The sequence below is a fragment of the Pedobacter nutrimenti genome (genome assembly GCF_003208655.1).
Lineage (GTDB): Bacteria > Bacteroidota > Bacteroidia > Sphingobacteriales > Sphingobacteriaceae > Pedobacter > Pedobacter nutrimenti.
Map to the genome: position 1 here is coordinate 552216 of NZ_QKLU01000004.1, position 21618 is coordinate 573833.

The following is a 21618-nucleotide window of genomic DNA, read 5'->3' on the forward strand; positions in this document are numbered from 1 at the left end:
ATTTATGGTTTATAGTGATAATCATAATTCTTTACAGCATTACGTTTCTGATCTTTTATAAATTTTAGTCGCTGAAACTGGTCAAATTCGTAATAGGTCGTCTGACCTTTAGGGTCAGTTTTGCTGGTCATACCAACCAGCGGACTAAAGGTGTAAGTTGTCATTTGAGCATTCGATGGACAAATTCTGATGTCATCGTACGCATCCCCCCCACTGAGGCTGTAAACACTTCCTGTATAAGGTGAGGCATCATGTAATTTCCATACCCCACCGGAACGGTACCAGTAACTGATCACATAATTCCGCGAATTTGGTATATTCCAATTCACTGTATAATTACCTAAATGATAACGGAATCCTGTATGGGCGGGAGCATTGGCAGTACCCAGCATTTCAGAAGAAGAGTTATCTTCTTCAAAACCTTCGTAGAAAATTTCATTTGCACTGGCATTCTTACCCTCTGCAACAACATATTCATTATGGTATCCCCATTTATACGAATTGGGAGGACCACTGACCCGTTTATAGGTTAGCAAGTTCCCATGACTATCATATTGATCATAGACAATCTCGACAATTGGTGAAGATGTCCCGTAAGATGTTTCTACTATAGACGGTTGATAAATATTGTTCCCAAAATCTTTATAACTCGTCAGGCGCCTGGCCACCTGCACATTATCACTTTGATTGATAAATTTCTCTTCGATAACAGGAGAAATAATATTTGCATTTTGCATCGCTGAATAAACAGGTAATCCGCTACTGAGCATCTCATTTACGTATTTTTTTTCTGTTTTCATTGTTTTATCCCGGCTATCAACTTTTTCTATTACCGTAGGATAATTATGGGCGGTGCTGTTATAAGTATAGTTTAATGTTGTCGAGACAGAATCTGAACTAAGGTTGTCATAGGCAGTTTCTTTTGTTTCCCTTAAAAGAAACCGACCAGAAATGTTCAAAAACTTTTGTACTTCGAACTGTGCGGGAATAAGTACCTGAAGCATTAATTCGGGTTGTACATAACTGATTTTCATGCTGGGAATAATTTCCTGTCCCTCTGCAACTTCCTGATAGACATTTTTCTGTTTGAAAACATTTTTGTAAAGACCACCAATCAGTTTTTGATCGGTTTTTTCAACAAGTGAACCCTTAGAGCCTTCCAATCCTCCTACATAATATTTATAAATTGTTCTACCGTTTGCCCCATTTTCATCACTCGTTTCTGTGACCTGCTGATAACCTAAAGTATTGTCAAGAGCAGAGCCAAGCGACTGTGAAGACGAAGCCGAAAGGACATTGTAACCACAGCTACCTTCTAAAACCGGCCCTCCGGAATGTACAACAACCCTAGGTGTACTGTAAAAACTATAAAACATCTTACTGTCATATGCACTTCCCGGCAATACAATATTGCTCCCTGTTTGGCTATTTACCCAGCTGTAATCGTAGTATTTACTCCCGGTAAGTTCTGCATTGTTATAAGTTTTTATATTTTTCACCCTCAGTCCTCCATATAAAATTTTATTGTAAGCGTTTACATTGGTGACTGGCTTTTTCCATTCAAAGGATATATACCCTCTATCATCAGTATTACTTGATCCAATAGATAACCGATAGGTTTGACCTAACAACAAATTCGAAAAACTTGTTTCAGTACCTGTTCCGGATACCGATTTGATTACTGTGTTTAAACCCGGGCCACCCAAAATAGTTCCAAACATGTAGTCGTCGCTATTGATTGTTGCAAGACCCCAGCTCAATTTAAATTCAGCAGAGCCATAGGGTAGAAAGAAATCAACAGTACCATTTGAAACATCAGATAAGATTGCAGATTCTGTCACATAGGTCGTTTCCTCCTCGGTAACATATTGCTGATGTGGTTCAAATTCAAAGACAGTTTTTCCTCCGGTGGGATACTTAATACTCTTTAGAGTATAAGACTTCATATATTCAAAGTCAGGGTTTCTGTCAGCACCTGATATCTTACCTAATATAGGAATAGGAGGAATAAAAGTATTTATAGGCATTTTTCCATTAGAAAACCCCCAATAATCTTGTGAAAAAGATAGGCGTTCCGGCATTGGATGCTGCTCATCATATAAGAATTCATATGGTGGCCGATCATCTTCCTTCACAGAGAGCAATTTAAGCCTGAGATTGGTATCCGAACCAAAATAACTATAGGCTAAATCCCAACTCTTTATGTTTATCCCATTACTTTTAACATAAATATGGTTCAGATAATTACCCTGGTCAATATTATTAAACTTTAAATCCAGTCTTTTGGTCGTCGAATAAGAAAACTCTATAGTGTTGGGGTTTCCAGAGGACCGTATTCTTTTGATTCTTTGTCCAAAAAATTCCTGAATATTGTTGCATGTTCTGTTTTGTGCAATTAATTCAGGGCAATCAGACAATCCCGGTTTCTCGTACCTCACTTCCGTATAACTTTTCACGATCTTATAGCTATATCCCTCGTACTCAAAATCAACCTGATTGTTATTTGGACTTATGATTTTAGTCAGATAATAAGCTGTGATCGTTTCATCCGGATATTCGTTGGCGCCTGGTATACCAACCGAACATACAGGTGTATTTTTGGTGGTTTCTAACAGGGTAAAGAAATATTTGAATCCATTGTCATCAGTTATAATTATTGGAGGACCATTTTCATCCATACTTACTTTGATATTGGGATTTGCAGGAAAAAAGCAAGCTTTTCCACTGTGGTTAACCATAAATTTCCCCGAAGAACTGAGAAAATTATAATAGTAAGCATCCCGTTCCAGATCCTTCCCTTCATCGACCAGAATCCTTCCTGTTTGATAATCTGCGGCATTAGTGTGCGGATCAAAATTAGGGCCCGGAAACTGCATATTGTTTGTACCGTCTGCACCACCATGTTGTGTTCTGGTGATTATCCCACCGGCATTTAACGTCCAGCCTAACCCAACATTTGTAGCAATATCATCCACCCTGATGCCTCCAGCATTGTAGCTGAGTTTTATGGGCACTGAAATATCTCCGGCCTTAAAGGTGTAAATAGGAATAGAGATGTCTGGAACACCAGAAAACAAGGAAACTGGATTATCTCCATATTTCCCAAGTGCTGTAGCTTCCGGAGATCCGGTAACCGGGCTTTTAAGGTCGGCCTTACTGAATAACCGTTGACCATGGGCAGATATGGTGACCAACAAGCCCAATAGTAATAAATAGATTGATTTATACATAAAACAGGATTTTAGTTGACTTTATTCTTGATTTTTTTTCTCTGTTGAAGGACACTGATCTCTTTCTTAATTTCAATCAAATACAAAGTCATCTCTTCAATTTTCCTGAGAAGCTTTGCATTCATTTCTCCTAAATCAATTCCATTATTTTTCACCTCTTCCGCAGAAGGAATTCCAGGCAAATACCCTTTTTCCAGTATGTGTTTTTCGGTTTCTTTTAAAGATGGAAGGTTATAGTCCTTTGTAAAAACATAGTCCGGCCAGTTTGCCGTTTCGACTTTGATTTCCTGGGCCCTGACTTTCCCGTTGACAGCGAGTTTATAGTCTTTAGGATCTGTAGTTCCCATGCCTACATTACCATCCCGCCCGATGGAGAACACCTGATTGCCAGGCGTATTTCCAACCAAAAACAATTTATTAACATCAAACTCTGTAACAGAATAATCTGAGGGTACACTTCCGGAAGACCAGTTAATTAATTGCCAGTCAACATTTCCAAGAGCATTTAAAACGTAAGCACTGAATGTTTTTCCATCATGATTGCGCGGATCAACAAATACCTCCAGATAAGCATCAGCATACGGAGTAGATGTTAATAGTCTTATCTTCCGAAAAACCGGTTCATTGTAGCAACTATGGCTCATCAATGTAAATGATGAGCCATATAGATTATTATAACTAATTCCTATCTGAAACCTTAGAGTAGAATGATTTGCATCTTCTCTTAATTCGAAAGTGGCATTCGCTCTGGAAGCACTTCCAGGAACAGTTGCAATTCTGTACCAACCTGCTGGTCTTTCCGCAAATGACCAGACAGGTATACTGGTCACATTAATTAATTGTTTACCATTAAATACGGGGGTATTCTGAGCAAGGCACAAAATAGCTTGCAACAAAAACAGAAGACTTAACAATACCTTTTTCATTTGCTATAGATTAGTATGATACTAATCTATAACCCTTCAGTGCGGCCAAACTGCACTGGACATTTTTGTTAAAAAAAGTTTTCCACACTCACAACAAAAAACACAACAATTTAAATATCAAATATTTAAAAACAAAAATATTAAGAAAATCTTATCCCATATACCCGAAAACTTGTCAAAACTGAAAGTCTTGAATTTTTAGCCCCTCTTGTTTTACGTCAGATTTTATTTACAGTGTACCAACGTCCCAAAGTTTTAATAAGTTACTACAAAACCCCAGCCCACCAGGCCATAAACTCCCGGGTGCGGCCCTGGCTGACAAACACCGATCTACCTGCAGGTATTTTTAGCAGAATCTCTTTTCTATGGGAAAAAGCTGTTTTTAGCTGTACGATGTTTTCCCTACAAACGATATCACTTCTGTTGACCAAAAAATAATCCTGTTTGCAAAGCAGTTTGTAGGTTTCTTCGTTGCGGTAAATGTATTTTAAAAAGTCGTTCCTTACATCCTGATCACGCATGGCATTTATTTGTGCATCAGCTTCTGCTGCCGAAACCGTTCCGGCTTTTTGCCCGGCCAAAATTTCCACGACTGGCGACAATGCTTTAAATGGAAATTTGGGGTTTAAAGCGCGGTCGTAAAAGCCATTACGGAACAACATTTTTTCTACGTCAATGTAATCGCTGCTGCCTATGGATTTAAGGTAGCCCAGATCTGGTTTTGCGGTAAAACTAAAGTTGGTATTAAAGCTTAACTCAAAGGGCTCATTAAAACGCCCTTTTTTTGTGGTAATCACAATGACACCATTGCCCGCTCTGGTTCCCCAAATGGAAGCCGCAGCAGCATCTTTTAATAAGGTGATACTTTGTACATCATTGGGATTTATGTTGTTCGGATCGCCATCGTAAGGAAAATTATCGAGCACAATCAGCGGGGGCTGGTCTCCGTTGAGCCCGCTTTTTCCACGGATCATCAGCCCCTGGTAAGGTGTTCTTCTGAGCGTACTGTTGTTTTTTAAAAATAAGGTCCCCGTGCTTACCCCGTCCAGCCTCGAGAATACGTCAGATCCGGTGCTTCTGTTAAAAAGCCCGTTGTCTATGACTTCAAAGGAGCCGGTTGCCCTTTCTTTGGGGATGTTCTGGTAACCGGTACTGACTACTTCTATTTCTTTAAGCTGCTGGTCCTGGGGTTCCAGGGCAATCACCAGGGGTTCTTTTAAGGGGACAGTTATATTTAGTTTTTTGATGGTATGGGTTAGGTAGGAAACGGTTAAAATATGTTTTCCTTTATTTAGGGACAGATGGAATTCCCCGCCATTGTCGGTGATTACAGTTTGGCTGGCAGTTTTTACTGTAGCAGAACCAAGCGGGCCGCCATTGTAGGCCGAAATGACTTTACCGGTAATGGTGGTTACGGTTTGTGGTGGTTTAGGTTGGTCTGGTCGCTGGGCTTTGAGGCTTAAGTTTAGGCAAAGCGCGGCCATTACGATGATTTTTATCGTTTTAAACATGGGCTATATGTTGGTTTAGTTAGTTAATAAAAAGGTCTTTTTATGTAAAGCAGAACGGTAGGTGTAAGCGCTTACACTTACCGCCTGCTTATTGGCTGTGAGAAAAGCCATGTGAATATTTTATCCATTCCTTTTATGGATTGTTTAATTGGTTGATCCTATTGTATTGGGTATATAGATTAGTTGATGACATTGAGCAGGGTATTTGATTGTTTGTAAAAGGTGCTTCTTTTCTTTTGGGGTAATAGAAAGGCAAGCCCGGTTTTCGGGAAAGGTTTGTTTGAACAGTTGACGACAAAATTTGAATAGCCGACAACAAAGTAGGCTTGAATCTTTTTTTAAATAGATGCTGACTTTCTTTCAGATGATCATATGAAAAGAAAAACGCTATCAGTTCGGTTGATGAAGGAATTTGACTGGAATGTAATGGGATTGGGTGGCTTTCCTGCTTCATTTAAAATTTATGTTTTAAATGAGTCCCGGGTGGGATTTAGGAAATAAGCCTACTACCGCTGCAATTAAAATAGAATAGCGTTATGGACCCTAAATACCGCCTCGGCGGGCTTCTCACGGCCTTTGGAACGGATTTACAATAGAGCCCATAACGCCATAGTGCATTCAAATGTATGCAAAATATTGCTATAGGCATTAATCTATTGTCCCGTCCTCTATTTGTGAGAATTTGCCGAGCGAGACTCTTCTGTTAACACCTCTATGAGGATTCTTATATGTTGTTTTTCTTTTTACTTCATTCGTTTATTAAGCTTATTCAATTGTTAAATGGAATCTAATGAAAATCCAAACCACCACTACTTTGTTATTTAGTGGCGATTTTGACTTCATTGGAAAACCTTGTTGTTTTAGTTAATCAAATATAGTTTAAATAACTTAAAAGACCAACATTTTCTATAAAATTAATTTTTGATTTATAAAGAAGATATTTGAAAGGGGAAGCAAGATTTTGGAGGGGAGTAGATATGCAATAATTTGCTTTAAGTAATGTTAAAAGTCTCCCAGAAATATATACAACAAGTCGAGCAATGATTTTTCAAAGCATAAACAAGTCGAAATAATCTTTGGCTGAAGATTGTAAAAAAACTATTTATTGATAAACGTTAAGTTGCACTGGATTATCCGGAAGAACTAAGGGTGCTATGTTGATAAGTAAATTCAATTAACAAAGATGATCATTTTAAGTTGTTTCTTTTCAAATTTGCTTATACTAGGTCGAAACTTTTATCTCCCCCCGTGTGAGTGTATGCTATTTCAGTAAAAGTATCCAATTTCGCATTCAATAATGCAAGCTTTTTTAAGTATTCTACATATCCCACCATACCATAAACAATATTTGTTGAATGAATATTATAACCATTACTGTGAAATTCCTTTAACACCGGAAAATGTGGATGTTTATACTTTTCATTAAGACCAGCTGAGATAACAGCCTGAGGATCTTTGTTCTTTCTAATGAAAGACCAAAAAGGGGGATAATAATTTTTAGATGCTCCATGATGCGGCAATTGGCAAATTACTAGCTCTTTCTTATATAAGTCTTTATGTCTGTTTTCAACAACCAATCGTTTAAAAGAAAGAATTTCACTATCAGAGGTAAGTAAATAATAATTATCACCTATAGCAATTTTAAAAATTGTAGAAAGGTAATTAGCGCCTTTACTTGCAGCCTTCTTATTTTTTTCCGGCTCAAAACTCACAATATCCATATATTTTCTAGCCTCAGTATTACTAGGAGATAAACATTTTAAGGATGCACCATCATTCAATTCAATCTGCCAGTTTTCAGAAATAAGATCTATTTTTTCAATTATTTTACTGGCATAAAGCTCATCTACCTTCTTTATCATGTCTTTTAAATCAATTAATGCAGCAGTATCAATTTCAACCCAATTTAAATAACGATAGTAGTCCTTACCAAGGAGATGAAGGGTATGTGAAAACGCTCCAAGTTTAAGCTTTTTCTCTTCAAGATAATTAAGTAATTCAACCATTCCTGAATAATGATCAGAATGGGGATGAGACAGGATAATAAACTCTATTTTCTTATAGGTTGATTTTTTAATATAATCAAGTATTGGATTAGCCTTACCCTTTTTATTGCAATCTATTATTCCAATTTTAGGCACATTATCATCCATCCATTCTAATAAAATTGAATCTCCTTGTCCTACATCTTTAAATGTTATTTTCATCAAGTTACCCCCCTGTGAAAAATGAACCTCCTTCTAATCCTCCAAAAAAATCCTGTGCAGGAAAGAGATTCCTTCTATCTTTATGTTCTTCAAAAATATCAATTAAGCGTGCACCTGGCTTTGTATATATACGTATCCTGACATGTGTCCCAATATTCATATCTTCAATATTTGCAAGTAACTCTAGATCAAATTTTCTAACTTGAAATGTAGGCCTTTCATCATTTAATCGACAATTAATAAGCACACCATCATCTTCTAATTCCACGATTTCACCAAATATAATTTCTTCGGTTATCTTATTCTTATTTGAAACTTTTCTGATTAAATCTTTAATTTTATTAGTAAAATCATGAGAAGATAAATCATAATCTGTCTTTTGCCATGCCTCAATATACTCTGGCATTAAATCAATTTCATTAAGCAATCTAATAAGTTCTTCCTGATGATGAGTATCTTTTGACCAAACAACAAGGACATATTTTTTATTTGGAGGAATGATAGATTCTACCCATTGAGCGGATAATTCTGCATCAAAAGTCGCTTTATAATACAAATCCAAAAATAAAATATTAACACTTTCTATGGGCTCCGGAGGAAAGGAATTTTGATCTGGTTTTGCGTTAAAATAAATAGTGCCAGTATGTAAATGTTTAAGCACTTTATTCAAAGGTGCAATCTGTTGTTCTACATCATCGACAAAAGCCACCTGTGGTCCTATATTCATAACTAATCTTCCTGATTTTTATTAAAAACTAACTCTACAATAGCTCCATTAAAATTTTCATCAACATCTGCTTGACCATTTTCTGTGAAAATTTTTAACTTACCATATTTCATCATAATAGTATCAATCAAATACATTCCAATACCAATTCCACCATCTTTTCTTGAGAAAAAAGGTGTCACTATTTCTTCAACACTATCTTTAAATCCTGGACCATTATCTGCTATTATTATGTGAGAAACATTATCAACTTTAAAAGCCTTAACTAAAATAGCTTTGTCTTCTTTGTAAATAGTATCAAGCCAATAAATACTATTATCTATCAAATTCATAAGCATAGTTACTAAATATCTTTTATCGCACTGTATAGTAGTTACACACTCACTCACGTCAATTACCACAGCTATCTTTCGAATCTTAAGCTTTAACCGATAATTACTAAGCGCTTGATTTATAGCAGATTCTACATCTACCGGTTTATTTCCAGCTTGCTTCAAAACAGATAAAATACCTGAAACATAGTCATCAAGTTCTTCTACCTGATTTCTTACCCTTATATGATCAATTGGCTTTAGTTCCACTGTTTCCTGCATTCTTGGCACAAGCTTTTCAATTTCATGTAAAGCAACTGAAGCAGTCATACCAACCCCAGCCGGGATCAATAATGTTTCCTGAGCTTTTTCATAGTCACTCTCAATTTTTGACGCCTCTTCAAGTAATCTTTGTTTTTTACTTTCATCATCAATTTCTGCATCATTTATCAAAGCCACAAAATTGGAAACTCTATTTGAAAAGGAAATTCCTGTATCTTTTTTATTAAAACGAGTCCACTTCAAACGGTCCTTTTGCCTTTCAATTCTAAATTGAATGAGAATATATTCTATGACTATTTCAAAATAATCATAGCTTTCATTTTTAATAAACCCTTCTCTGTTTGTCTTTTCAACCAATGAACCTGATGTTTCAGAATCTAAGTATATAAATCCAATATTCTGATTATTTGAAAACCATTCTTTATTATTAACACGTTTAATGTCAAGTTTAAGCCAATCATTGCCTGGTTCTCCGTAATCGTAGACTCTCAAATCACCTTTAAAGACCTTTATCCCATATTGATCTCTCAACACTTTCTTTAAAATATCAGGTGTATATGTAATATCTTTTAATGAGGTCGAATCAAGGTCATATGAATATAATTCCATCATAATCTCACCAAAAGGAATAGGTTCTAAGGATTTAGAATCGAGAAGAGTTTCAATCACATCAACCTCATATCCCTTTTCCTCATAATATTTTCTAAACAATGGACGAAGCGAACCTATAATGTTCTTATCATAATTCTTATCATTCTTTAATATATGTGCTCCAACTGCACTATTATTAGCCAAACGAAATTCATATTCGAAGGTTAAATTATAGTTTCTATCAAGAATTGCTGTTAGCTTATAAGGTGCCTGAGATAACAATTCATTAACATCTGGAAATCTATCTAGCCAATTATTGTTAAAATTCAAATTAATGATAAATTTTTGGGGATCATTCTTAGGAGAAACCATAGAAACAGTATGTCGCTTTAACTGTCTTGCCATACCCCTATTCCATATTTCTTTAAGGCTTGAAATTCTTATATAGGTGCCAGAATCTTCTTTAAAGTAGAAACTCTCAATATCTGTATTTTTAGTATACTCAATTTTAACATCAGATAAATACTTGGATTGAGTAAAACTTCTCCAATCTATTTCAACTTTTATCTCATAATTTAAAAGCTCTTTTCTTAAAAATTTACCATGTTCGTCTAATATAATCCTACTCGGTCTACTTATCAATTTTATTACATTACCTAATTTATGTACAGCAAAACGTCCCACTCCTTTTTCACCCATTGGTACTCTTTCGTATATAGGACTACGAACAATTTGACGTTTTCCATTCTTGTCAAGAGGTTTTCTAAATGCAGTTCCTGGTTCAAGCCAAACATTTTCTAGCACATCCTCAGACATTCCAAGACCAGAATCCTTAACAATTATACTAGAATCTTCAAGGTCTCCAATATTGTTAAAATAAACATCGACATCCTTAGCGTCAGCATCGTAACTATTTTTAACAAGTTCATAGATTGCCATTACAGGATCTTTGATCAACTCTTCTCCCAGAAGAGTTAAGATATGCGCCTTGGGTTTAAAATTGACATTTTTAGTCTCTAAGATATTTGAGTAAGGCAGATTTTCATCAAGAGCTATTAATTCAACTTCATTTTCGGGGACCCAATGTTCATATTCCTTATGATGAACAATCAAACCATTTGTATCTTCTTTTTTCAACTCAAATGTTCTCAAAAAAAGTTCGATTTCAACTTCATCTATTAAAACATATCCTTCATATTCTTCCTCAGATAGTTTAACAATAACAATAAGATCATTTTCTGCAAAATACCTGCCCAAGCGTGTTATGCGGTATTCATTTCGGGTACCAACACCATAATATTTAAAGCAACATGAAGAGGTCGATCCATCGAACCAAGTAATATTAGCAAACCTTTCCTTATTTTCCCCTCTAATTCCCGGAGTATCGAAGATTAACGATCTTGAATTTTTAGGAATATAAAGCCCCGCCTGGTGAGCCCCCGTTGTTCCTGCATCATTTGGTGAAATAAATTTATAGAAACTATACTCATTATTTCTTACTGCAGCTATTATACTTGACAATTCATCACTCATATAATTAATATCAATTAAAGTAAATATATTAAAACAAAAATCAAGTTTTGTTACTGCGTTTCTGCTTATCTCTAACTATTTGAATAAAATTCTTTAAAGAAATTAGTTGGTCACGTTGTTCTAATAAATACGTAGAAAAAAGTTGTTCTGGAATTACCAGTTGTAAATTACTTGCTTTCATTTCTTCAGTTTGATTTTTACTGATAGCTGGTTCAAGAGTAATTAGATGCTTATTGGGAACCTTTGCAGCTTCGGATAGAACTTGCCTCCAACGATCCTTTGCTGTAGTTTTTACGCCTAACATTGTTAATAAATCAACATTAAACTTCTGATCGTGATATTGCTCAATACCAGGAAACAAAAAATCAGGTCTATTATTCCTCTCAGTAGCTGCTTCATGACTAAACTGGAGTTCATTTATTTGAAATATTAGCGCTAGATTATTTTCAAAAGCATATCCAGCTCTTGCTTTTCTCCTGTTTTGAACACTCAATGAAAACTGAATAAATTCATCAACATTTCTTCCGTCTTCTCCAAATCCTTTTTCAAGTTTTTCCTTGACAATAAAACTTTCCAATGTTTTGAAAAGAAGTTCTTCTCTTTCAAGCCACATTATCAGAGTTTTATCAGGCTCATCAATTGGAGAAATGCCATTAATTGTTGATCTTGAAAAATCAGAGAATATTTTTGTTGATGGAAATGAATTCCCAAATCGTTTTAATAATTCTTCCAGATAATCAGGAGCTGTCTCTTCGATTTCAAATCCGAGTGTAGACAATATGTATTTACCAGCGAAACTAATTTCAGCAGTATTGGAGGTAAAATCTTTCACCATAGATTCATCAAGAACTTCAGCAATTCCAAAAAGCCATAATAATTGTTTTTCAGAAGTGGTTCCCCGAGAAGCAATGATCACCGCCAGCTTATTATTCCTCAATTTTCCAACGACCAAGAGATCTCCCGCATTCGCTGATTTTATAACATCATTAGATGAATAATAAAGTCGGTATTCAGTTCTGATAGGATGATTTTCACGGGCATCATACCAAGTCATAATACCCGATGCAGAAGCAACCTTATTCTCATCATCATCCAACTTAATATAAGTTGTCTCAAATAAAGCTTTTTCAAGTCCAAAAATTCGCTTAAATTTATCGATCCCGTTAATCTCATGTTGATTAGACCTTTGGGAAGAGACCTCAACCTGGGACAATCTTTTAGCACCAATAGCGAGAAAATATTTTGAGAGCGTATTAGACATATTATTCTTTTCTTATAATTTCCACTATCGAAGTTCCAACTGACTGAATTAAAGGCATTACTACTGAATTACCGAACTGCCTGTATGCTTGATTATCAGAAACAGGAATTACTAAACTTTTTTTAGGATCATCGGTATTTATAGGATATATAGGATATCCCTGTAAAGCAGCCGCTTCATGTGGGATAAGTCTTCTGGGATTCCGACCATCCTGTGCAATCAGGATTTCAGCACCATCTTTATAATATCGGGCACTTATAGTTCTGGTCACCCCTTCAGGATCAGCCAATCCAAAACCAAAGCCATTCCCTTTTTCTTTATGTTTTTTTGCATATTCCTGTAAATAATTCCACAATTTGTCGCTAAGCGTGTATTTTGGATCAACTTCAGATTGTAAAATAGTTTTCAATCTTTGTTTCTCGCCGGGAAGTTCTACTGAGTTAAAATCGAATTTTATATCTTTCCCAAATACCTCCTTATCAAAACCTACCATCAGAGTTCTTTCTCTGTGCTGAGGCACAAAATATTTACCATCGATTATTTTATGGTCAAATGAATAGTTTAAACCTTCAAGCGTTTCTTTAATAACTTTAAATGTATTTTTCTTATCATGAGATACAAGATTCTTAACATTTTCAAGAAAAAAAGCTTTCGGTCTGTGAGTTTGGATGATATCAGCTATATGAAAGAATAAATTCCCCTGCTTTACATCTTCAAAGCCATGACTTCTTCCCAGGCTTATTTTTTTTGATACTCCGGCTATAGAAAAGGGTTGACATGGGAAGCCTCCACATATAATATCAAATTTTTCAGGAATATATTGTTTTGTCTCGTCCTTTGTAATGTCTCCAAACGGATATTCTCCGTAATTTGCAAAATACGTTTGTTTGGAAAACTTATCCCACTCTGATGTAAATACACACCGTCCGCCAAGGTTTTGGAGAGCCATCCTAAATCCGCCAATACCAGCAAAAAGATCTATAAATGTGAATAATTCTTTTCCTTTTTCAGGCGCAGGAAATGGGACATGAACATTCCGAAACATATTCTGCTGGACAGCACTGTATAAATTATCGACTCCTGATTCAGCGACAGAATTAGCAAATTTTTCCACAACATCTATTGCAGCACCATAAACAGGCTCATTTACAGAATGATAATGCGTAAGTAAAGCCAGATCTGTTTCTACAGGCCATTCAGTTTTAACTATCTTTTTATTCTTTTTTTTATAAACTACTTCTTCTTCCATTTCAGTCCTCAACCTAATTACAACAAACTAACAAAATTATATTATAAGCACCTATCTAAATCTTTCCACAGGGTATACAAACGACGATACCTTACTACAACAACATACTAATTATATTAGCAAATATATAACAGAAAAATTAAACAGAGCCTTGGAAAACAGAAAAAAGATCAGAAAGTGTCAGATCAATCCGGGTTGCTTTTAATCCGCATTCCCATACTTCAATTACTTTCCAGCCGCTTTTTATAAGTAAAGATTTATTATCCAAATCTTTTGAGATGTTACCATTAATTTTATTTAGCCACCATTCAGTTCGGGTTTTAGGCACAACATAATACTTGCATCCTTCATGACCGTGCCAAAAGCATCCATGAACAAATATTACAGTTTTATACTTGGGTAACACAATATCAGGTTTACCCGGTAAATCTTTCACATGTAGCCTATATCTGAATCCATGACTGTGTAAAAATTTACGAACCAAAAGTTCGGGTTTGGTATTCTTCCCTTTTATTCTGCTCATATTATAGGAGCGGATTTTTTTTGAGTGTACATCAGCCATAATGGACAGTTAACGGTTTTTATCAATGGTTTGTTTAGTAAAAACAAAAGACAATTGAAATTTTCAAGAAGAACGTTTTTTAAAGAAAATTTCCTGTTGCAATGAAAGCTAAAAACTTAAATAATAAAGTAACACCATCCAGAAAATAATCTGTAGTTTAAAAACTCACTAAATCTATAAATTGATATTATTTACAATCTAAATTGTATTAAAAACATACTCTTTTCCATCGATAACAATTAACCAACCCGGATTTAGATATTGGGAATGTGTTTTTCCGTAGTGCAGTTGTCTATGACAAGTAGCACATAGCACTAAAACATTCCAGCTTTGCAGCGTATTAGGAGCATTCCTGTTTAATTCTATCATATGATGGAGTTCACAATATCTTTCTCCTGTCTTTTTAATAAACCCCTCTTTACGACATATTTTACATGTCGTTCCATCCCGTTGTATAATTGCTTTTTTAAGTTGTGTGGGTCTCCGTACTGCTTTTACTATACTAGATCGATAATCAGGTTGACCAAGGTACTTTTTATTTAACTCATCGATCTGGGCAGCTATATCCTTATAATCTTTAGCAACTTCAGGGAAAAACACATTATCATTGTTCGTTTGATCAATCATTTCTTCTATCCATTTATTTATCTCAAACTCATCTTCAGGCTTAACTTTTACATTAAACTGAGGTTGACTATAATTATGAGCAGTTACCTGAAGATCTTTAATATTGAAACCCTCAACCGGCCTAAGGTTTTCTCCTTGTATTATATATTTCCAATGTTTACCCCAAATGCTATCACTTTCATTATTAGTATCTTCATAAGTTTTGACATAATTCATCATCCAACATATCTGCTTTTGTCCTTTATTCTTAAGCGAACGAACCGTTTGTTGAAGCAAGATAATTTCATTTTTTTCTAAAACTATATTATTATTTGTTGCATTTTTCTGATTTTCCAAAGTGCCAACCAAACTAGCTGCCGAATTCTTAATTATAATCATATTAACTATATAAATTTTCTATGTTTATTATCATAATTATTATAAAAATCCACAAAAAAAAAGATTTTTTTATAACCTCAAACACTTATCGAAAAATATTACCAGTAGTATCCCTACCTCTGGCCATACTTATGCACGTGCCTTTCTTCTTTGTGATTCTCCTAAATTAGGAACTACTATTACAGCAATTACTTGTTGTTGATTTAAAACAATGCGTTTTCTCGGAACTCGTTCCTTGGGCCCTATGTCTTAACTTCCCTCTGAATTACAATACAAACAATAATTACTGTCTATACATTTGGCACAATGTACATTCACCAGATTTTCACTTTAAACGACATTGATCCAGTTAAAAGAAAAAATACTGCAAAGCAGTATCAAAAAAAGAAAATTTTTCATGATTGCAGAGTAGTCAAAAATCTATTTGATACAGACCAAATAAGTCATCATTCTAAATTCCACCACTTTTAATAAGTAAAGCAACATTTGGCAAAAAAAGAATTAGTTTAATCCATAATTATTTATGGTAACGATATATCATTTTACACTCAACAATATTATAAATTTGATAAAGAAAATAGATTATAAATATATACAATCGTCAATAAATGATTCTTTTGTTACTATTACCTGATTATTATTTATAATTTTTACCAGTGATAATATATCATTTATAATATCATTTAAATTCTCGTAAGTAGCATAGTTATGCGGTGTATTATTTACAAATGAATAAATACTATTTCTGTAAGAAAAGCTGTCATCCAGTTTAGTTAGGGATGGATTGACATAAATACCATTATTATGAATAGTATTTCTGATAGCCGTCAGCAGGTTTAAAGCATTCCATTCATTACCAGTTTTTGAAATACAAACAATTTCAAAAATCTTTTTTCTAATATCAAAAATGCCCTTTGAAATATCAATTGTAGAATCTAATTCTTTCGCAATAATTCTTAAATATCTTTCTACAATTGCAGATAAGTTATAGATTAATCCGTTTTTATTAAACTTAATGTAAGCATGGTATATTCTGTCTGCATCTTTAAATGTATCGGTTTTAAAATGCTGGATCTGAAAAGAATGATTAACAACCTGTTGAATATTGAATAATAAATTCATAACATGAGGAATTAAAATTCCATCTATTTGATGCAGTATATTTATTCTTATATCCTTATCTATATCCCATGAATGCATACTTATCAATTTATGCATATATAATTTAACTTGACCTCTAGTCGATTCAAGTAACGCACTGTGGTTAGTCAATAATTCTTTTTGACTTTCTATATATTCAATTTGCTGTATATTCTTCACGCAAACAATTGTATACTAATATTTTAAAATACAAAACCCATTAAAACAATGGTTTCTTTATAATTGTTAAAGAATTTCTCAATATTACTACCATTTGCAGTAATACACAAAACATTAGTATTATTTTATAGTGTGGAGGTTATTGCAGAGGATTATAAAATTGAAACCTCAACGGCAACTTTCCCGGAACTGGCTGCTGAAGTTGCCCGAAGAATGACCTTAAATCATCCCTAAACCAAGAAATAATTTCAACCCTTCTCAAACACATATTCATCCCCAGCCCCTTTACTACATTCAATAAAAATCTTTTCCGGAACACCTTGCCTTAAATCCACAGAAAACAAAGACCTGTTCGGGCATTCTTCTGTATTTTTAAACCACATTTTTCCTTTTTCCATTTTATAAGGCAGGTCATCTGCGACAGAAACCATATAATTACCCAGGTACCGGTTTTGCCCGTCAAAAATCAAAATCCTGTTGGTGGCGCGTTTCGACAATCCCCACAACCACTTAGAGGTCATAACCTGATAGGTTTTACCATTACTGGCATGGAATTTCCCAAGATAAGTTAAATGGGTTTCGCCTTCATTTTCTGCTGTCCATGTACCAAAAACATATTCATAACCGATTTTGGCCTTTTTCAGTACCTGAAGCTGTTCTTTACCCTGCGCTTGAATCCTTAAATGAACAAGGCATAAAACACACACCATCAGGATGATTTTTTTCATAGACCAGATTTTATTTTTCACAATGACTTTTATCATTTAAAACCACTTTAAACTTCCCCTTCTTGCAAGTTTTACAAGTGAATATAGCGACTTTACTGATCTGTTTACAAATAATAATCTCAGTTGTTTTTCAGCAATAATATTCCCAGCTTTGAGAAACCAAATACTAAAATCCGCTCCACCAAATTAAAGCGCTTACACCACAACTTTATGTTTAAAAATCCTTTTTCATTTGAAGGCAGAATTCGAAGGCTTGAGTATTGGCTTAGTTTTTTATGTTATATGCTCTATTCTATAGTCGTTGGCATAATAATCGGTATGCTTTCATATATGCAAATTATACCTCCTATGGATGATGACAAAATGGACGGGGTATTGTTTATTGCTGCTCTTCCTGTGTTTTACTTTATAATTGCCCAAACCGCCAAAAGGTGCCATGACAGAGGAGATAGCGGTTGGTGGATGATCGTTCCTCTTTATGGATTTTGGATGTTATTTGCCGATGGCGACATTGGTGACAATGAATATGGACCAAATCCGAAAGGATTGTATTACGAGTTTGAGGACCACAATTCTCCCAGCCCTATAGATCAGGTTGACGGAGATGGAAGAATTATCTAAAACAATCATAAACCTATGACAGACAAAATCGATAAGGAACGACGTAAACAAATTCTGAATGACCTCCGTAAAAATGTCCGGGAAGAATTTTTCTTAAATATTGTTGCCTCTAATTTAACATCTATTTTTTCTCCAGAATGAACTCACTTGATCCATCCTCCAGCGCATTTGTTTCATCAAAATGCAAGTGATAACCGGCAGGTATCTGATCCTGAGACAGGTTTAACAGATGTTTCGCTAAAGAAATCAATCCAGCTTTATTAGCCGTAATTTTTATCACCCCATTTTCAATACTTGATTCAATTTCAAAACCCGGCTCCCAATCAAATTTGAAGCCTTGATCATCACTATATTCCGGTATATTTAATGTCATTTCCATTTTACAAATTGTTTTAATAAAGAGTTTTAAAACATTGCTCTTAATCTGCACGGTAATTCATTCATCAGGTAAATGTCCAAATGAAAAACTTCATCATACACACTTTTAAAATTCATGATTAATTTCCTGTTACTTTTCCATTTTAATTCAAGGTAGTTCTTTCGCTCCACTTTTTGACCGATTACCTATATCATTTTCACTTGTTTTCTCAGACTAAACCTTCCACAATTCTCCAGAACTACAACTACCGATGCAAGTTTATCAATAACAAAACACTGACACCCTCAACAAAGTAAATTGACACGCTAAACAAAATCCCACATCCTGCCTCCGCCTAAATTTGTCCTATAACATTTAATCAAAAAACAAATGGAAAAGAACAATTATCAAGGCGCATTACAACATCCTTTAAATTCAGGTTTTAACGCCAGCTCAACAGCAACAGAAGTGGTTAAAGGCATTGACCTGACTGGCAAAATTGCCATTGTAACCGGTGGAAATGCAGGCATTGGCCTGGAAACAGTCAAAGTACTTGCAGCTGCGGGTGCTACAGTGATCGCCCTGGCCAGAGACCTGGAAAAAGCAAAAAAGAACCTGCACTGCATTCCCAACGTAGAACTGGAAACCATGGACCTGATGGATCCGGCAACTATAGATGCTTTTGCAAAAAAGTTCCTCGCTTCGGGCAGACCGCTTCATATACTGATTAACAATGCAGGGATTATGTGGGTGCCCCTGCAAAGGGACAGCCGGGGCATTGAATCACAATTGGCCACCAACTACCTGGGGCAATTTCAGCTGACAGCCAGATTATGGCCTGTTTTAAAAGCAGCAAACGGGGCAAGGGTGGTCAATGTATCTTCCTATGGTCACCAAATGGCACCTTTCAATTTCGATGATCCCAATTTTATGCACAGGGAATACCAAACCCTGTTGGGTTACGGCCAGTCCAAAACGGCCAGCAACCTCTTTGCCCTTGAGCTGGACCAACGCGCCAAAGCACATCATGTAAGGGCATATGCCCTGCACCCCGGCTCTATTGCCGGAACAGAGTTGGCCCGGGATGCAGATATCGAATTATTTAAACAAATGGGCTTCGTAGACCAGCAGGGCAACATGCGCCCGGAAGTTCTTGCCAGCCTGAAAACCATTCCACAGGGGGCCGCCACAACCATATGGTGTGCCACCAGTCCAATGCTTGATGCTATTGGCGGGGTATATTGTGAAGACGCAGATGTTGCAGAATTAGACCATGGCCATTTCGGACAGGACAATACTTTGGGCACAAGCGGCGTACAACCCTATTCACTAGACAGGCATAATGCGAAAAGACTATGGGAGCTGAGTCAGGAAATGACGGGTATCGAATTCAACATTAATTAAAGCCCGTTTTTTAATCCATCAAAAACAAATAACTTTATGAAAATGGAACACCTATCGAAATACCTGACCAGGGACATTAAACTTTCCTGCTATGAAGACAAGCTGTTCAAATCGGACCTGATGTTTGATGACCATATGTTGGTCTGGTTCATTTCGGGTGAAACAAAAATTATACAGGCAGCCTCCACCTTTCATTTCAAAACAGGTGATATTTTTCTCATCCCCAGAAATGAGTTGGCCACCATCATTAACTATCCGAAAAATGGTTTACCGCATAAAACCGTGGTCATGCACCTGTCTACCGAAAGGCTCAAAAAGTTCTATGAAAAAATTGATTTTAAAAAGCACAGCCAGCCTGATCAGAAAATATACCGCTTTAGCAACCATCCCTTGCTGGAAAGCTGCCTGGCTTCGCTGATCCCCTATTTTGAGGTTCAAGGTGAATTTCCGGAAAACCTGGCCACACTTAAAATTGAAGAAGCGATCAGTATACTTCGTTTAATTGATCCGGGAGTAGATAGCGTACTGGCAAATTTTGATGCCCCGGGTAAAATTGACCTGATCAGTTTCATGCAGCGGAACTTTATGTTCAACATGCCGCTGGAAAAACTAGGCTATTTGACTGGCCGGAGCCTGTCTACCTTTAACAGGGATTTCAGAAAGCTTTTCAACACCAGTCCCCAGAAATGGCTCACCGACAAAAGACTTGAGCTCGCCTATTACCAACTGGCCGAAAAAAAGAAAAAACCAACAGAGGTTTATCTGGAAGTCGGATTTGAAGACCTCTCCCACTTTTCCTTTATTTTTAAAAAGAAATATGGGCTATCGCCAAATCAATTGCCAATCAGTATACACTAACAGCCTGGTATTGTCCGGGTAGATTAAAACTGTTGAATATCTGCAAAGCGTTTCCGATCTTTAATACCCCATGGCCAGCAAAGGATGTTTGGTGACAAAATTCAATTTTAGCGGAACAAGAAAATGAAAAACGAATTGATCTTAAAACCAACCAAAGTATCAGACCTGGAGCTTTTCTTTGACTTCCAGCTCGATCAAGAGGCGAACTACCTGGCCGCTTTTACTTCCAAAGACTCAACAGACAAAACTGCCTATTTAAAAAAAATGACCAATTACCTGCTCAATGACCCGGCTGTAAATATGCGGACCATTTTCCTGAACGACAGTATTGTGGGTAGCGTTGCAAAGTTTGAAATGCATGGTGATACCGAAATCACCTACTGGATAGATAAAGCTTTTTGGGGCAAAGGGATCGCGACAAAAGCACTGAGCCATTTTCTGGAAATCGAAAATACAAGACCTATTTTTGGGCGGGTAGCCTTTGACAATATAGGCTCTCAGCAGGTACTGGAAAAATGTGGTTTTGTAAAAATTGGTCAGGACAAGGGCTTCGCCAATGCACGACAGGCAGAGATAGAAGAATTCATTTATAAACTGGAAAAAGCTTAATATCAAAAAAGGCCCTAAGGGGCCAGTGGTGAATTTGCAGCAGCAGCGGTAAGTGCTGCAGAAATCTCTTTTAAGGTCTTTATGCTAAAAGGATGCCGGCCCGCTAACCATCTTTTAATTTCATCCGGATTGATGTCCACAGCAACTGCAAGGTCATTTTCTGTAAGGTCCTGATCGGCCAGCGTTTTTGCTGCTTTGCCTGCCAGGTCCAGGTTCAGTTGCGTCAATTCCGCTATAGCAGGGTTTCCACTTTCTTCCAGCCAAATGGATACAAAATCGTTTTCTTCCATGTATGTTTTTTGTAATTGGCGGCAAATTTAATGAT

The 21618-nt window shown here is 35.9% G+C and carries 18 protein-coding genes; 4 read left to right on the top strand and 14 right to left on the bottom strand.

Features of this window, described 5'->3' with window-relative positions; all coding sequences use genetic code 11:
• Nucleotides 1-2: 2 nt before the first annotated feature.
• The 12 genes from B0O44_RS13960 to B0O44_RS14015 form a co-directional block, all read right to left on the bottom strand.
• Nucleotides 3-3230, bottom strand: coding sequence for a hypothetical protein (locus tag B0O44_RS13960; RefSeq protein WP_146229838.1), 3228 nt, complete (start codon nt 3228-3230; stop codon nt 3-5).
• Nucleotides 3231-3241: 11 nt separating this feature from the next.
• Entirely contained in the window at nt 3242-4156 is a 915-nt protein-coding gene (locus B0O44_RS13965; RefSeq protein WP_110831573.1) for a hypothetical protein, read from the bottom strand.
• A gap of 266 nt (nt 4157-4422) precedes the next feature.
• A complete protein-coding gene (locus B0O44_RS13970; RefSeq protein ID WP_110831575.1) occupies nt 4423-5667 on the bottom strand; it encodes a carboxypeptidase-like regulatory domain-containing protein in 1245 nt (414 codons plus the stop codon).
• Between the two features lie 1217 nt (nt 5668-6884).
• The gene (locus B0O44_RS13975) at nt 6885-7874 is read right to left on the bottom strand and encodes a ComEC/Rec2 family competence protein (RefSeq protein WP_110831577.1); all 990 of its coding nucleotides are present in this window, start codon (nt 7872-7874) and stop codon (nt 6885-6887) included.
• A 4-nt stretch (nt 7875-7878) separates the two neighbouring features.
• Nucleotides 7879-8601 (bottom strand): hypothetical protein, encoded by a 723-nt coding sequence (locus B0O44_RS13980; protein WP_110831579.1) that lies wholly within the window; start codon nt 8599-8601, stop codon nt 7879-7881.
• Between the two features lie 2 nt (nt 8602-8603).
• Nucleotides 8604-11318: an EcoRII N-terminal effector-binding domain-containing protein gene (locus B0O44_RS13985; RefSeq protein ID WP_110831581.1), complete on the bottom strand. Its 2715-nt coding sequence runs from the start codon at nt 11316-11318 to the stop codon at nt 8604-8606.
• A 40-nt stretch (nt 11319-11358) separates the two neighbouring features.
• Nucleotides 11359-12579, bottom strand: a complete 1221-nt coding sequence (locus B0O44_RS13990) for a type II restriction endonuclease (RefSeq protein ID WP_110831583.1) — start codon at nt 12577-12579, stop codon at nt 11359-11361.
• Nucleotide 12580: 1 nt separating this feature from the next.
• Nucleotides 12581-13828 carry a DNA (cytosine-5-)-methyltransferase gene (gene dcm, locus B0O44_RS13995; RefSeq protein WP_110831585.1) on the bottom strand — a complete coding sequence of 416 codons (1248 nt, stop codon included), beginning with the start codon at nt 13826-13828 and terminating at the stop codon, nt 12581-12583.
• 139 nt (nt 13829-13967) lie between these two features.
• Nucleotides 13968-14390, bottom strand: a complete 423-nt coding sequence (locus tag B0O44_RS14000; protein WP_110831587.1) for a very short patch repair endonuclease — start codon at nt 14388-14390, stop codon at nt 13968-13970.
• A 198-nt stretch (nt 14391-14588) separates the two neighbouring features.
• A complete protein-coding gene (locus B0O44_RS14005; protein ID WP_110831589.1) occupies nt 14589-15395 on the bottom strand; it encodes an HNH endonuclease signature motif containing protein in 807 nt (268 codons plus the stop codon).
• 582 nt (nt 15396-15977) lie between these two features.
• A complete protein-coding gene (locus tag B0O44_RS14010) occupies nt 15978-16715 on the bottom strand; it encodes a hypothetical protein (protein WP_146229839.1) in 738 nt (245 codons plus the stop codon).
• Between the two features lie 248 nt (nt 16716-16963).
• Complete coding sequence (locus tag B0O44_RS14015) at nt 16964-17443, bottom strand: hypothetical protein (protein WP_146229840.1); 480 nt, start codon at nt 17441-17443, stop codon at nt 16964-16966.
• Nucleotides 17444-17653: 210 nt separating this feature from the next.
• Between B0O44_RS14015 and B0O44_RS14020 the strand changes: the two genes are divergently transcribed.
• Entirely contained in the window at nt 17654-18064 is a 411-nt protein-coding gene (locus tag B0O44_RS14020) for a DUF805 domain-containing protein (RefSeq protein WP_110831595.1), read from the top strand.
• Nucleotides 18065-18185: 121 nt separating this feature from the next.
• Here B0O44_RS14020 and B0O44_RS14025 read toward each other — a convergent pair whose 3' ends face one another.
• Nucleotides 18186-18443: an Imm32 family immunity protein gene (locus B0O44_RS14025; RefSeq protein ID WP_110831597.1), complete on the bottom strand. Its 258-nt coding sequence runs from the start codon at nt 18441-18443 to the stop codon at nt 18186-18188.
• Nucleotides 18444-18812: 369 nt separating this feature from the next.
• On the opposite strand from B0O44_RS14025, the gene B0O44_RS14030 reads away from it, so the two are divergent.
• From B0O44_RS14030 to B0O44_RS14040, 3 genes are all read left to right on the top strand, one after another.
• Entirely contained in the window at nt 18813-19826 is a 1014-nt protein-coding gene (locus tag B0O44_RS14030; RefSeq protein WP_110831599.1) for an SDR family NAD(P)-dependent oxidoreductase, read from the top strand.
• A gap of 42 nt (nt 19827-19868) precedes the next feature.
• Entirely contained in the window at nt 19869-20684 is an 816-nt protein-coding gene (locus tag B0O44_RS14035) for a helix-turn-helix domain-containing protein (RefSeq protein ID WP_110831975.1), read from the top strand.
• A 123-nt stretch (nt 20685-20807) separates the two neighbouring features.
• Nucleotides 20808-21293 carry a GNAT family N-acetyltransferase gene (locus tag B0O44_RS14040; RefSeq protein ID WP_110831601.1) on the top strand — a complete coding sequence of 162 codons (486 nt, stop codon included), beginning with the start codon at nt 20808-20810 and terminating at the stop codon, nt 21291-21293.
• 14 nt (nt 21294-21307) lie between these two features.
• On the opposite strand, the gene B0O44_RS14045 is transcribed toward B0O44_RS14040, so the two are convergent.
• Nucleotides 21308-21583 carry a hypothetical protein gene (locus B0O44_RS14045; RefSeq protein WP_110831604.1) on the bottom strand — a complete coding sequence of 92 codons (276 nt, stop codon included), beginning with the start codon at nt 21581-21583 and terminating at the stop codon, nt 21308-21310.
• Between the last annotated feature and the right edge of the window lie 35 nt (nt 21584-21618).

What these genes read in the sequence shown, in the direction of transcription:
- B0O44_RS13960 (WP_146229838.1), bottom strand. Translation starts at nt 3,230, where the DNA reads ATGTATAAATCAATCTATTTATTACTATTGGGCTTGTTGGTCACCATA.
- B0O44_RS13965 (WP_110831573.1), bottom strand. Translation starts at nt 4,156, where the DNA reads ATGAAAAAGGTATTGTTAAGTCTTCTGTTTTTGTTGCAAGCTATTTTG.
- B0O44_RS13970 (WP_110831575.1), bottom strand. Translation starts at nt 5,667, where the DNA reads ATGTTTAAAACGATAAAAATCATCGTAATGGCCGCGCTTTGCCTAAAC.
- B0O44_RS13975 (WP_110831577.1), bottom strand. Translation starts at nt 7,874, where the DNA reads ATGAAAATAACATTTAAAGATGTAGGACAAGGAGATTCAATTTTATTA.
- B0O44_RS13980 (WP_110831579.1), bottom strand. Translation starts at nt 8,601, where the DNA reads ATGAATATAGGACCACAGGTGGCTTTTGTCGATGATGTAGAACAACAG.
- B0O44_RS13985 (WP_110831581.1), bottom strand. Translation starts at nt 11,318, where the DNA reads ATGAGTGATGAATTGTCAAGTATAATAGCTGCAGTAAGAAATAATGAG.
- B0O44_RS13990 (WP_110831583.1), bottom strand. Translation starts at nt 12,579, where the DNA reads ATGTCTAATACGCTCTCAAAATATTTTCTCGCTATTGGTGCTAAAAGA.
- dcm (WP_110831585.1), bottom strand. Translation starts at nt 13,828, where the DNA reads ATGGAAGAAGAAGTAGTTTATAAAAAAAAGAATAAAAAGATAGTTAAA.
- B0O44_RS14000 (WP_110831587.1), bottom strand. Translation starts at nt 14,390, where the DNA reads ATGGCTGATGTACACTCAAAAAAAATCCGCTCCTATAATATGAGCAGA.
- B0O44_RS14005 (WP_110831589.1), bottom strand. Translation starts at nt 15,395, where the DNA reads ATGATTATAATTAAGAATTCGGCAGCTAGTTTGGTTGGCACTTTGGAA.
- B0O44_RS14015 (WP_146229840.1), bottom strand. Translation starts at nt 17,443, where the DNA reads ATGAAAAAAATCATCCTGATGGTGTGTGTTTTATGCCTTGTTCATTTA.
- B0O44_RS14020 (WP_110831595.1), top strand. Translation starts at nt 17,654, where the DNA reads ATGTTTAAAAATCCTTTTTCATTTGAAGGCAGAATTCGAAGGCTTGAG.
- B0O44_RS14025 (WP_110831597.1), bottom strand. Translation starts at nt 18,443, where the DNA reads ATGGAAATGACATTAAATATACCGGAATATAGTGATGATCAAGGCTTC.
- B0O44_RS14030 (WP_110831599.1), top strand. Translation starts at nt 18,813, where the DNA reads ATGGAAAAGAACAATTATCAAGGCGCATTACAACATCCTTTAAATTCA.
- B0O44_RS14035 (WP_110831975.1), top strand. Translation starts at nt 19,869, where the DNA reads ATGGAACACCTATCGAAATACCTGACCAGGGACATTAAACTTTCCTGC.
- B0O44_RS14040 (WP_110831601.1), top strand. Translation starts at nt 20,808, where the DNA reads ATGAAAAACGAATTGATCTTAAAACCAACCAAAGTATCAGACCTGGAG.
- B0O44_RS14045 (WP_110831604.1), bottom strand. Translation starts at nt 21,583, where the DNA reads ATGGAAGAAAACGATTTTGTATCCATTTGGCTGGAAGAAAGTGGAAAC.